Here is a 13,138-nt window from a genome sequence, read left to right on the forward strand (position 1 = left end):
TTACTATTATGATTTAATAGCAGAAAGCTTTCTATTCTACAAATTTTGCGCTCTCCAGCCTTGGTATAAATCTCTTTAATTCTTTAATCTGATCACTCAGGGCTTCTGAAGTGGCAGTAAAACCGCATTTATATTCAAGCTCTGATTGTATGACCTCCAGTATGCCAATGGTATATAGAATTTTACTATTCATTTTGACCATAGATTCTTTGGACAATTTTTGGTAAATCCCCTTTATATACTCGCGGGTTTTTAATGAAGAGGCGTCCATCGTCATTCGGCAGTCAAATGGATTTTCAATAAGCGCCCTAAACCCAACTTTGTCAGCTAGCTTTTTGGCGACTTTATAATTGCGTTCACTTCCCATAATTGCTATACTCAGTGTGGTCCTGATAATTGGTTTTTCCTGTAACAGATGGGGCAGTATTGTTAAAGTTAGCGCTATATGCCGAATTTCATCTTCAGTATTTTCTAAAATTAAAAAAAATCCAACAATATTATGACGTTAGGTTTTCCAAATTTGATTTCAGTGAAATTAATGCTCAAAATATCGAAACAGTAAATCATCTTATAGAAATAATGGATGGTAAAGAAATACGTAGCGATATTGGAAATGGTGCGGTTCAACTAACATATGATGACATTAATTTATATAAAAAAGAAAATATGAGAATGTACCTTAAAAGGAAAAACTTAATAGAATCGACGAATTTTCCAGTGAAAGAAATTCTTCATGGCACAGAAATAAACATAGGGTTCGCTAAGTTAAGAGCTGAGGGGATCGAATTTCTCAATACCAAACAGCTACTTAATGGCAATAAAATACCGGTACAATTTAAATGCCGTGAACTATGGATTTCTTACCATAGAAAAAAGTCCAATTAAACCATTAATCCATAGGTTTATAAACTGAGGAAACAAATAATTTAATTTATAAAAATATAATAATTTAATTATCAAGCCCTATGGTTATTTTTCCATATAATTATTATTAATTATTAGGTTGTTGTCTTAGATATATGCCCAAGATAACACTAAAGAGTGTTATCCATTATATAAATATCTAATCAATTGTTCCAATTCAATCTTTTTTAGATTGTTTATAGAATAACTCTTTAATAATATAAAATATTGGCAACCAAGTCTTAAAAGCTTCTGTATTAATTAACAACTTAAATCTGACATTGTAAATTTACGACGAATTGCGAGGTATTTGCAGAGGAGGTTTGGTTGTATTTATTGGCAATAGTAACAAATTTTGATTAAATTGCCATGTTTAATAAAAATGGAGCCTATTATGAGAAACCTATTATTTTTTGTTATTGTTATTGCTACAGTAGGTATAACCGCTTGTTCGAAGTATAGCGACTCGTCTTTACATCCCATTGATCCTGTGGTAAGTGCTATTAAGGGTAAGTGGTCTGTTCATTCCTCATCTGGGATAAACGTTCCATCGGATGCCGCATTAGGTAAGTCTCCATTTTTAGATACCCTAGTTTTTACTGGTAGTAACGGTTATTTTATCATTGACAACAATGACACAATTGACCGGGGGCAGTTTTCTTTAGGGCAGGGTGAAGCAATAAATGGGGATGGGAAATTACAACCATACGATAGTATCTTATTAAAGACAAGTTCTTTGGCAAGTAACTCAATTTATCCGTCGGTTTACTATTTTAATATAAAAGCAGATACGTTAATTACAAGTCCAAATTTTTACAATGACCCTTTCCTTACTGAGAAGGTTATAAATTATATCAAAAATTAAAGAACCTAACCGGTTTATAAGGAGTCCCTGCTATTTCATTTTTTTTCAATATGGATACTTGAGTTAATAGATTTTGGCTGAAGGTTCACTTCAGCCAAAGCCATAATTTTAATTTATTTCGAGCATTAGAAGCTCATCATTTTGGCCGAAGAGCTTCCTTTTTAACTGTCCCATATTTTCATTAATCTTTTTCCTAGTGACCTTTGCATACTTTTGTGTTGTGGATAGTTTTTTGTGGCCAAGCATCTTACTGACGGTTTCGATTGGAACGCCATTTTCCAAAGTAACAGTCGTCGCAAATGTGTGTCTGGCTGTATGCGTGGTCAATTCCTTATGGATACCACATAAGTCTGCGATCTCTTTGAGGTAGGCATTAAATTTTTGATTACTGTTGATGGGCAATAACCTACCTTTTTGTTGGCAAAAAGGATGGTTGCTGTATTTCTGAAGTATACCTAGCGGAATTGGAAAGAGGGGAACACACTCTGCGCTGTTTGTTTTTTCCCGGTTTTTAGTCACCCAGACGCCTCCATTGGGCCCTTTGAATAGGTTTGCCCTGGTAAGGCCACTTACATCAATATAGGCATATCCTGTGAAGCACATAAATACGTAACAATCTCTGGCTTCGCTTAATCTGGGTAGGTCAATCTGTTTTGTAATGATGGTGTGCAGCTCATCAATTTCTAACCTTACAGGATGATCTTCCTCGTAATTACATTTATAAAGTGCGGCGGGGTTTGTCCTAATCCAACCTCGTCCGTGTGCCATTATGAATACGGATTTCGCCTGGGCAATTTTTTTCATGGCTGTATTGTTCCCTAAATCGCAATTCGTTAACAGGTAATGGGCAAAATCTTCCATAAAAGAAACATTGATATCGGAGAGCTGAATATCTTCTACCCTATATTCTTTTTTAATAAATTGCTTGACATATTCAAATGTTTTTTCATACTTATTAAGCGTTGTATCCGATAACTTTCCTTTTTCCTTTAATGCCTTACGTCTCTCGATAAAAAATTTAAAGGCATCTCCAAGGGTTTTCCGATCTGTCGTTTTTCCGAGGTATTCATTTTTCAGCATTTGGGCGGTAACAATCTTCCCCATTGTGACCAGTCTGCTTTGATGGCTATGAAGTGCTGTTCTTATAGCTTCTAAATGCCGGTTGATATCTTTGGTAGCCGGACTGTTACCTTTCACCTTTTGGGCTTTATGATCCCACAAGTGAGGTTCAATACTTCGGTTCGTTGTAATCTCCGCTCTTTTTTTGTTGATTGTAATTCTCATGCATAGTGGGGAGATTCCGTTTTTGAGTCTGCTTTTTTTGACCCAAACTAAGATTGAAAAGCTTTGATTTGTCATCATTCCATTTCCGTTTTAAAAGTTGATCAAATTAATGTCATTTGAGCTCCTTTGAATTCCTTTGACCTGTTCGCCCTAACGCTGTACTGTAAAGGTTTACAGCGTCTCGCGGTTACCAAATATAGGAATCAAAATTGGTAACCGGATTGGTACCTCGCAGGATGGATTAGAATGGGGTAAATAAGGTTGGGAAAATTAAAAAAACCGCCTAAATTGTATAATTCAGACGGTTTTAAGTCACTTTGGATGCATTACCAGCGGTGAGGGCGGGATTCGAACCCGCGGTACAGTTTAACCCGTACGGCAGTTTAGCAAACTACTGATTTCAGCCACTCATCCACCTCACCGGTTTTGCTGAAAGCCCATCGTTTCAATGGGAGGCAAAAGTAATTCGTGGCAATGTTATTTCCAAATTTTCTAAGGTAAATTTTTACATTGAGGCCAATTGTACTTTTTGGGTAAGTTCCAGGACGTTTTCCTTAAAGATCGTATCGGTATCCATCAGATCTTTGACTGTCTGACAACTATGGATAACGGTTGTATGATCCCGACCCCCAAAATGCTCCCCTATTGTTTTGAGAGAGTTTTTAGTGAAATTCTTGGACAGATACATCGTAATCTGGCGAGCCTGTACAATTTCTCTTTTTCTGGTCTTTTCCAGCAGGCGGTTATAGGGTACATCAAAATATTCACAGACCAGCCGCTGAATGGTATCAATGGTGACTTCCTTATTGCTGGTCTTGATGATGTTCCTAAGGACTCTTTTGGCCAGGTCAATGTCAATTTCCCTTTTATTAAGGGAAGATTGGGCTAGCAAGGAAATTAAGGCACCTCTCAGCTCCCTTACATTGGTATTGATATTATAAGCAACGTATTTAACAACATCCGGAGACATTACCAGACCTTCATCGCGCATTTTCTGTTCAAAAATCTCAATCCTGGTCTCATAATCTGGTACCTGGATATCTGCGCTTAAGCCCCAACGAAACCGGCTCAGTAGCCTGTCCTGCAGTCCGTCCAGGTCCTTGGGGGATTTATCGGAAGTAAGGATCAGCTGTTTACCGCTCTGCTGCAGATGGTTGAAGATGGCAAAAAAGGCATCCTGGCTCTTTTCAGCCCGGTTGAAAAACTGTACATCATCAATCATGAGTACATCGACCAGCTGGTAGAAATTAATAAAATCATTAATTTGATTATTGCGGCTGTGATATTGAAACTGATTGATAAACTTCTCACTGCTCACATATAAAACCACCTTATTATGGTGCAGTCGCTTAACTTCATTGCCGATGGCATGCAACAGGTGGGTTTTACCCAGACCGGAACCGCCATATATAAATAATGGGTTAAATGAGTTATTACCCGGTTTTTCTGCAACGGTCTTTCCAGCTCTTCTGGCGACCCGGTTGCAGTCTCCTTCCACAAACTTGTCAAAAGTATCCTCACTGTTCAGCTGAGGGTCGATCTGCATCTTTTTTATGCCTGGAATCGCAAAAGGATTCACATCACTATTGCGGTTGATCCGCATAGGCAGTTCCAGCGTATTAGACACATCTGATTTCGTTTGAGTAGAAGCCAGATCCATATGTCCCCTGCCACTGGTATTACCGCTATCGATCATAATACGATATTCCAGTTTGGCCTCCTTGCCTAATTGTCTTTTTAAGGTCTTGGCCAGCAGTGTTACATAATGTTGTTCTAAATATTCGTAGAAAAAGTTACTAGGTACCTGTATTAATAAAACATTCCCCTTAAGCTCAATAGGAACAATCGGCTCAAACCAAGTTTTAAAGTGCTGCCATTCGACAATATCCTTGATGATATCAAGACAGTTCGCCCAAACAGATTCTGCCGTTTTATTCATAGTTACTTAAACGTATTTAATATGTTATTACCAATTTAAGGGGTAGAGGATTACAGAAATACCTGCACAATCATCGTTTTATATTCCCGTAATTGTGTACGAAAGTGGGACAATAATGTTGAAAAAAAAGTTTTTATTTTTAATTTTTTTGTGCATAGAATATTAATTAAATTCCTTCCAAATAAAATATTGATAATTTCTCTATTCCCTTGTCTCACGGGCATTCTGCTCACCTATAATCTACATCTCCCCTTTTTATTGTTTAAAATATAAATTTTACCTATGCAAAATTTACATTCCCAAAATCGTTCGTTTTTGCACATTCGCTAAATTGAAAAATGATCGCCACTTACATTTTTCTGGTCACTTCCCTCCATGCAATTCTTGTACCCTTTTAGGCGTACGAATCTTTTATTATTAAAGCCGACAATTTACCAGACCCTGATCACAAACAAAGGCACATTAGGTTACCCCCTATTTGCACAAAATCTACAATAAATAGCTAAAATTATGTATTAAAAAAATCCAGATGCAGCATGGTTCCTCTGGCACACATTCTTACTTCTCTTACTGCAACAATTACCCTGCATAAGGCAAACTTGAACGGTTCTTTGCAACAACAGATGCCAATTGCCAGCGTGGCTTTCGTTAGGTCCACTTATATATGTTATATTATAAGTCTCAGCGGGCATTTTTTTATGGGTGTTTCTGGTTTCTGCTGTGTTGTATTTGATCCGGTTCAGGCCGTTTTAAATGCGGCTAACAAGATACGATTATTTTTTAAATTTGATCAAAGCTTTTTCCATTTCTGAAAAAACTTTTTCCTTAAGTGCACCTACTTCTTTATCGCTATAACCGGTGACCGGAATTTCCGGAAGGTACACCGTTCTGCACTTGCCAGGTGTCATGCCAAAAAGGCTGCTCGGGGGAATTCTGTCTGCGGTATCCAAAAATAAAACTGGTTTTATGGGGGTGTTTGTTTCAAGGGCCATTTTAAATGCGCCATCGTAAAATCTGGCCAGCGGCTGGCCGCTCTCATTAAAACTGCCTTCAGGGAAAATAAATATGGAGATACCTTGTCTTATTACTTTGGTCAAGCGTCTAAGGCTGGCCGCTTTACTATGAATGGAACCCCTGTCTACGGTGATGACAGCTGCCTTATAAATAATCCCAAAAAAGGGTACTTTGGCAAGCTCAGCCTTGCCAAGTACACGCACGGGTTGATGCATAGCGCGCATGAGTTGTGGGATATCTAAATAAGAGCTGTGATTAGCCACGAATATATAAGCTTTTTTTCTGTCATGTGTTCCCTGGTATTGCTCTTTATATCGGAACCCGATTAACCGATACCACAAAATGGCCCAGATCCGACAAGCACCATAAATCAGGATACCTCCCCTCCTGTTATCCAACACCAGGGTGAGTAGTGCACAAGGAATGACAAAGAGCATAAGTACGCTAAACATAATGATGGCATAAACCACATAAATAATTTGAATAAACCGTAAGACTGCCCTCATGAAAAGTCAGATATATAATTGGAGATAAAAAAATAGCAAGTAACCAGGCTTTATATTGTTTTATTATAATAACAGCAAAGCCTGTTTACTATGATGATTAAAAGTAGCATTTCCCAAAGATAAAATCAGCATCACCTAGAATTTAATTTTAGGTTTTCCAAGAATTGAGGAACTTTGCTGGTATTATTTATATGGCCCAGCGTTCTAACACCCTCTACAAATTATAACACCTTTAGGACGGCGGGTATAAAAACATATTATGAAACTAAGTTATCTATATGTAAAGCGCCTCTTTTTATGTGGACTTATTGCATTTTGTTTAATAAGTCCTTTAAGTATTACAGGCCTCTTGGCTCAGGATACCGTTCAGCAGGTAGTGCCGGGCAGAGAGAATCTGCCGGCACAAGAAAAAAAGCCCTATTTGATTATGATCTCTATTGATGGCTTTAGATGGGATCTGGCAGATAAGTACAATGCCCGTTTTCTAAAAAAGATGCGCAGTTGTGGTGTTGAGGCAAAGTCCATGCAGCCAAGTTACCCCAGCCTGACCTTTCCGAATCATTATGCCATTATAACGGGCTTATATCCCGCGCATCATGGCTTGGTCGATAACTATTTTTATGATCCAAAGAAGCAGGCGACCTATAAAGTAAGTAATAAAAATGCAGTGCGGGACAGCAGCTGGTATGGAGGTGAGCCTTTGTGGGTGCTGGCTGAAAAGGCCGGTATGTTGACTGCCAGCTTTTATTGGGTGGGGTCAGAGGCTGCGATAGACGGGGTCCGTCCCACTTATTATTATAAGTATAACGAAAAGATTCCCATTGATAGTAGAATCAGCGCTGTAAAAAGCTGGCTGGAATTACCTGAAGCCAAACGTCCGCACCTGATTACCTTTTATTTTCCTGAGGTAGATCATATGGAGCATCTCCATGGCGTAGACGCCCCCGAGACAGCAGCTGCGGTAAAGTTTGTTGATCAAAGTATTGAACAGCTCTATGACAGCTGCAAGCTGACCGGTCTGCCGATTAATTTTATTGTGTTATCAGATCATGGCTTTGCCAATCTGGATACCACCAAATATCTGAGCGCTCCTGTCCTGGATACCAGTCATTATCTGATTCGGGGGGCAGTGCGCTTACGCATATTTATGCGAGGGATGAAGTGGGACAGAGAGGTTTAAGTAAGCTCTATAAGCAATTGAAATTGAATGCTACTCATTATAAAGTTTATAAGGCAAGCAAGACACCCCACTTTTGGCATTACCGTACTAAAGACGATCCAAATGGGCGTATTGGCGATATAATCCTTGTGCCTTATCCACCATACTCATTTTATTTTGGCGGCAGAAAAGGACTTGGCGCACATGGCTTTGATAATAGATTGCAGGACATGCAGGCAACATTTTATTGCTGGGGACCGGCATTTAAACAGCACCAGCAGATCAAAAGTTTTCCTAATGTAGCTATTTACCCAATGGTGGCCCGGCTCCTCGGAATTGAGATACCTAAAACGCTTAAAATAGATGGTAAGATAAAAACCTTGGCACCGATTTTAAAAGAGAAGGATGGCCATTAAAACTACGGGCATTAGTAGAAGGGGCAGCGACAGTAATGGCGATGTAAGCGTGATTAAGCAATAAAAGGCAACCATTCAGCAAAATTAAGCTTCAATAAGCAAGAATAAGCTACAATAAGAAAGGGGTGGATTGCGCCTTCCAAGTTTTACTTGGACGACGCAATCCACCCTTGGTATATAATTTTACTTATTTTACTGGCTTTACCCGTATTTATTATAAGGCTTGGCTTACTTTTATTCAGCTATTGCCGCAAGTGGAAATGGAAGTGGCCGTGGAAATGATCCAGGTTTATAAGTTGATTTAGCTATATAGCTATAAGGCTATTTAGCCCATATTGTGAAACACCTTATTGACGTCGTCATCCTGCTCCAGTCTTTCGATCAGTTTACTGACGTCTTCCGCCTGCTGATCTGTGACCGGTACGGTAACGGTAGGGATCCATTCCGTTTCTGCACTAAGTGGCGTGATATTTTTATCTTCCAGTCCTTTTTGCAAATTACCAAAATCCGTAAATGCACAGCGCAGCACAAGGACCGGATGATCATGATCATCCACGGAATCGCCCATTTCTTCCAGACCTGCATCGATGAGTTCCAGTTCCAGTTCGTCGGGATCCAATCCTTCGGGATTTAGTTTAAATACCCCCATTTTCTTGAACTGGAAGCTCACAGAACCGTGGGTGCCTAAAGAGCCGCCCCCTTTATTAAAGTGAGACCGGACATTGGCTACGGTTCTTGTGTTATTATTGGTCGCTGTTTCTACCAGTATGGCTACACCATGCGGGGCGTAACCTTCATAGAGATGTTCTTCGTAATTCTCCGTATCATTTCCCAGGGCTTTTTTAATGGCTGCTTCTACCCTGTCCTTAGGCATATTGACGCTTTTGGCATTCTGCATACAACGTCTGAGTGCCGCATTGGTATCTGGATTGCCTCCACCTGCCTTAACGGCTATGTTGATTTCCTTGCCTATGCGCGTAAATTGCTTGGACATTTTATCCCACCTGGCAAACATGGTGGCTTTTCTGACTTCAAAAATTCTACCCATAAATTTTAATTGATGCGCAAAAATAAAGGTTATTATTGAATTTTGAAAACCGCGGTACTGTTACAACCCTGCAAATGAGGCAAAATATTTGCAGATTAAGCTTTAACTTCGTCGTCCCTTTATTAAAAAATCAGAAAAGAAAGAACCACGTGGATATTATTAAGAAATTGCCGGACAACATTGCCAATCAGATCGCCGCAGGCGAAGTGATTCAAAGACCGGCCAGTGCAGTAAAGGAATTATTGGAAAATGCGATAGATGCAGGGGCCACCCAAATACACCTGGTGATCCAGGATGCTGGTAAGGCGCTTGTTCAGGTAATTGATAATGGTAAAGGCATGAGTGAAACGGACGCCATATTGTCCCTGCAGCGGCACGCCACCAGCAAAATCAAAAAAATAGAAGATCTGTTTGAGATTAAGACAATGGGTTTCAGGGGCGAGGCGTTGGCCTCTATTGCTGCCGTGGCAGAGGTAGAGATCAAAACCCGCCAGGGGGATCAGGAACTGGGTATTTTAATAGAAGCCGCTCATAGTGCCATTCAAAAGCAGGAACCTTGCGCGGCACCCGTTGGTACCAGTTTTAGTATGAAAAACCTCTTTTTTAATGTTCCAGCCCGTAGAAACTTCCTTAAAAGCAATGCAGCAGAACTGCGTCATATTATAGAAGAGTTTACACGGGTCGCCCTGGCTTTCCCGGAGATATTCTTCTCCCTGACCAGTAATGGGCAGGAAATGTTTCATCTGGATCAGGGGCCATTAAAGGCACGTATTGTTCAGCTCTTAGGCAGCAATCTTAAATCCCAGCTGGTCAGCGTCAACGATGAAACAGATTATATTAATATCCATGGGTTTATTGGAAAACCAGAGGTATCTAAAAAGACAAGAGGAGACCAATATTTTTTTGTAAATAACCGTTTTATCAAAAGTGCCTATCTGAATCACGCGGTTGCAGGTGCATTCAGTGAATTGATTCCCAAGGATAACTATCCGTTATATGTACTTTTTATTGATATAGATCCTAATCAGGTGGATATTAATGTGCACCCCACCAAACAGGAAATTAAATTTGAGGATGAGAAAATAATCTATGCCTTTGTGAGAGCCGCCATCAAGCATTCCCTGGTACAGTCCAGCGTGGCGCCTTCGCTGGATTTCTCATTGAATCCCGAGATCCAACAATTGGACGCTATTAATAAGCCTTTTAATGATCAGGAAAAACAAGCCGCCTCTGCCGGAAATCTCTATAAAACCTTTACCCAGAAAAATCAGGCACATTTTATTGACGGGTCAGATAAAGGGAATTTAAAGAACTGGCAGGATTTCTATAAACCCGCAGGGGAAGCAGGTAATATAAGTCCAGATCCTTTAGGTGGATCTGGTGCAAGTGCTGCTGACAGAGCTGGGGAAGCCAAAAGGATCGCAGATTTTCTTCGTACCCCAGACAACTTTCAGCCTGGCTTTACAGCGCCCACTGACAGACATGACCCTGATAAGTTAAATCAAGATGAATCTGACAGCAGTGACAATGGGCTATCCGGGCTACGGCTTAATCTAAATCCTACTACAGGCGGTTATCAATTGCCGGAAGATCCGGACGGCTATAGTACCTTGCCCACTGATTTGCCCCAAAACCCTAAAGATTATTTAAACAAAGGCTATGCTCCTGCAACAGAGACTGACGAGCAAACTGACGCACAAAATGATTCTAATAACCTAAATGAAGGCGCTGTAGGCGATGTCGGCCTGGATTATCTGGCTATGGCTGGCGCCGGAGCGGACCTTGGTCTAGGTCTTGGTCTAGGTCTAGGACTTGGAGGCGGTAATACAGGCGGCAGAAAGCAAGTGCAGGTGCAGGAAGGGGCGCTTTTTTTGCAGATTCAGCATACCTATATTATTGCGGCGACTATTAGAGGGTATGTACTCGTGCATCAACAACTGGCCCATGAGCGGATTTTGTATGAACAGTTTAGCAGGAAGTTACATAAAAGTTCAGGTGCAGCTCAGAGACTGTTAATACCCAGCGATTTGCATATCTCCCCTTCGGATGGTATTTTGCTGGAAGAATTAAGTGATACCATTCAGGCCCTGGGGTATTATATTGAAAAAGACCAAAATGGCCATTATGCGGTGACGGCGGTACCGGCCGATATGCCGACCGGCGGGGAAGGCCGGGCCATTGAATTATTGCTGGAGCAGTTCAAGCACTTTAATAGTGAAATCCGGTTTTCAAATAAAGAAAAGGTCATTCGTTGTATGGCCAGGCAACAGGCCGTGAAGGCAGGCAAGATGCTGACCCAATCGGAAATGGCCCGTTTGGTAACAGATTTATTCAATTGTGATATATCCGCCCTTACCGCCTCTGGGGATAGTCCGACTTATATCGAATTTAAGGAGGATTATCTGGATGGCTTATTTGGATTGGGCAAAAAATAAAAACAAAAAATAAAAAAGCGGGATTATTGCCGTCTAATAAAACCTTTTAGATGTTTAATTCAGCCGTACTCCTATTCCATTAAAAAGCACCTACTACTACTAGTTGGTGCTTTTTAATGGAATAATTTTTTATATAAATAACTGATTAAGTTTTACTTGTAGTATTTAATTAAACTTTAAGTTAATAGTAAATACAATTCATACATCTGACAGAATCTGCAATTTTTTAATATTTATATTTATCCTGCCATTTTTCCTTAAGATATTTTCTGAGTTCATTTTCGCGGGGCGTGGGGCCCGGATCATAAAATTTAGTGCCGGCAATGTCCTGCGGTAGATATTCCTGCCCGGCAAAATTACCTTCATAATCGTGTGCATACTGGTAATCCTTGCCATATCCCATGGACTTCATCAGTTTGGTGGGGGCATTACGCAGGTGCAGGGGTACCGGCAGATCGCCTGTCTGCTGAACTAGGCGCTGCGCCTGTCCGATGGCCAGATAACTGGCATTGCTTTTTGGGCAGGATGCTAGATAGGTGACGCATTGAGACAATATAATTCTGGATTCTGGATAACCGATCTTATGGACGCCATCAAAGGTAGAGTTGGCGAGTAGTAGCGCATTCGGATTGGCATTGCCGATATCTTCACTGGCAAAAATAACCAGTCTTCTGGCAATAAATTTTACGTCCTCCCCTCCTTCAATCATCCTGGCCAGCCAATAGACGGCTGCATTGGGATCACTGCCGCGCATGCTTTTAATAAAAGCAGAAATAATGTCATAATGCTGTTCCCCTTTTTTGTCATATAAGGCGACCTTTTGATGAGCCACCTGTAAGACAGCCGCATCGGTCACCTGAATTTTGGAAGCGACTTTGTCCTTACTATCATTTTGCCCTTGTGCCAACAGATTTTGCACGGTAAGCTCCAACAGGTTAAGCAGTTTACGACCATCACCTCCCGAGATTCTGATCAAGGCTTCTGTTTCTTTGAGCTCGATATTTTGCTGAGATAACCAAGGATCTTTTTGAATAGAAAGTTCAAGTAATGATTTTAAATCATTATTATCCAGTGGTTTAAGATTATATACCTGACATCTGCTAAGCAAGGCCGCATTGACTTCAAAGGATGGATTTTCGGTAGTGGCCCCAATGAGTGTAATGGTGCCTTTTTCTACAGCCCCCAGTAAAGCATCTTGTTGGCTTTTGTTGAAGCGGTGGATCTCGTCAATAAAAAGGATGGCGCCCGTTTGTTTTTTGGCCATATCCAGGATTTCCCGGATGTCTTTCACGCCACTGCTAATGGCACTCAATTCGTAAAAAGGGGCTTTTACAGAGGCGGCAATGATATGGGCAATGGTGGTCTTGCCTACCCCTGGCGGTCCCCATAGTATCATAGAGGGAACCCGTCCGCTCTCTATGGCCTTTTGTAAGATAGAGTTTTCCCGTGTCAGGTGTCCCTGGCCTACCAGGTCGGTTAAATCGGAAGGGCGCATGCGCTCTGCCAGTGGTGTCATCGTGCTTGCCATTTTACAAAAGTAACTAAACTACAGGGAATTTACGGTTTTAA

Annotated in this window: 11 protein-coding genes and 1 tRNA gene; 5 read left to right on the top strand and 7 right to left on the bottom strand. The window is 40.7% G+C overall.

All coding sequences use genetic code 11. The features are described 5' to 3' along the window. Window positions 1-31 precede the first annotated feature (31 nt). Window positions 32-367, bottom strand: coding sequence for a hypothetical protein (locus FSB73_RS18225; RefSeq protein WP_146785454.1), 336 nt, complete (start codon window positions 365-367; stop codon window positions 32-34). Between the two features lie 212 nt (window positions 368-579). Between FSB73_RS18225 and FSB73_RS18230 the strand changes: the two genes are divergently transcribed. Both FSB73_RS18230 and FSB73_RS18235 read left to right on the top strand, forming a co-directional pair. Beyond that, window positions 580-885, top strand: coding sequence for a hypothetical protein (locus FSB73_RS18230; protein ID WP_158639601.1), 306 nt, complete (start codon window positions 580-582; stop codon window positions 883-885). Between the two features lie 412 nt (window positions 886-1,297). Then, window positions 1,298-1,768, top strand: a complete 471-nt coding sequence (locus FSB73_RS18235; protein WP_146785460.1) for a hypothetical protein — start codon at window positions 1,298-1,300, stop codon at window positions 1,766-1,768. A gap of 108 nt (window positions 1,769-1,876) precedes the next feature. Here FSB73_RS18235 and FSB73_RS18240 read toward each other — a convergent pair whose 3' ends face one another. The 4 genes from FSB73_RS18240 to FSB73_RS18255 form a co-directional block, all read right to left on the bottom strand. Next, entirely contained in the window at window positions 1,877-3,130 is a 1,254-nt protein-coding gene (locus tag FSB73_RS18240) for a site-specific integrase (protein WP_146785463.1), read from the bottom strand. Between the two features lie 255 nt (window positions 3,131-3,385). Beyond that, a tRNA-Ser gene (locus FSB73_RS18245) sits at window positions 3,386-3,474 on the bottom strand. 83 nt (window positions 3,475-3,557) lie between these two features. Further along, a complete protein-coding gene (gene dnaA, locus FSB73_RS18250) occupies window positions 3,558-4,991 on the bottom strand; it encodes a chromosomal replication initiator protein DnaA (RefSeq protein ID WP_146785466.1) in 1,434 nt (477 codons plus the stop codon). Window positions 4,992-5,764: 773 nt separating this feature from the next. After that, entirely contained in the window at window positions 5,765-6,511 is a 747-nt protein-coding gene (locus tag FSB73_RS18255; RefSeq protein WP_146785469.1) for a lysophospholipid acyltransferase family protein, read from the bottom strand. A gap of 259 nt (window positions 6,512-6,770) precedes the next feature. Here FSB73_RS18255 and FSB73_RS26950 point away from each other — a divergent pair, with 259 nt between their 5' ends. Both FSB73_RS26950 and FSB73_RS26955 read left to right on the top strand, forming a co-directional pair. Further along, window positions 6,771-7,691: an alkaline phosphatase family protein gene (locus FSB73_RS26950; RefSeq protein ID WP_262712381.1), complete on the top strand. Its 921-nt coding sequence runs from the start codon at window positions 6,771-6,773 to the stop codon at window positions 7,689-7,691. After that, complete coding sequence (locus tag FSB73_RS26955; RefSeq protein ID WP_262712382.1) at window positions 7,673-8,086, top strand: alkaline phosphatase family protein; 414 nt, start codon at window positions 7,673-7,675, stop codon at window positions 8,084-8,086. The genes FSB73_RS26950 and FSB73_RS26955 overlap by 19 nt, the downstream gene beginning before the upstream one ends. Window positions 8,087-8,411: 325 nt before the next feature. On the opposite strand, the gene FSB73_RS18265 is transcribed toward FSB73_RS26955, so the two are convergent. After that, window positions 8,412-9,134, bottom strand: coding sequence for a YebC/PmpR family DNA-binding transcriptional regulator (locus FSB73_RS18265; protein ID WP_146785472.1), 723 nt, complete (start codon window positions 9,132-9,134; stop codon window positions 8,412-8,414). 149 nt (window positions 9,135-9,283) lie between these two features. Between FSB73_RS18265 and mutL the strand changes: the two genes are divergently transcribed. Continuing rightward, complete coding sequence (mutL, locus tag FSB73_RS18270; protein WP_225974147.1) at window positions 9,284-11,569, top strand: DNA mismatch repair endonuclease MutL; 2,286 nt, start codon at window positions 9,284-9,286, stop codon at window positions 11,567-11,569. Window positions 11,570-11,795: 226 nt separating this feature from the next. Here the strand turns inward: mutL and FSB73_RS18275 are convergent, their stop codons facing one another. After that, window positions 11,796-13,097 carry a replication-associated recombination protein A gene (locus FSB73_RS18275; RefSeq protein WP_225974148.1) on the bottom strand — a complete coding sequence of 434 codons (1,302 nt, stop codon included), beginning with the start codon at window positions 13,095-13,097 and terminating at the stop codon, window positions 11,796-11,798. Window positions 13,098-13,138: the final 41 nt, after the last annotated feature.

Source organism: Arachidicoccus ginsenosidivorans, assembly GCF_007971385.1.
GTDB lineage: Bacteria > Bacteroidota > Bacteroidia > Chitinophagales > Chitinophagaceae > Arachidicoccus > Arachidicoccus ginsenosidivorans.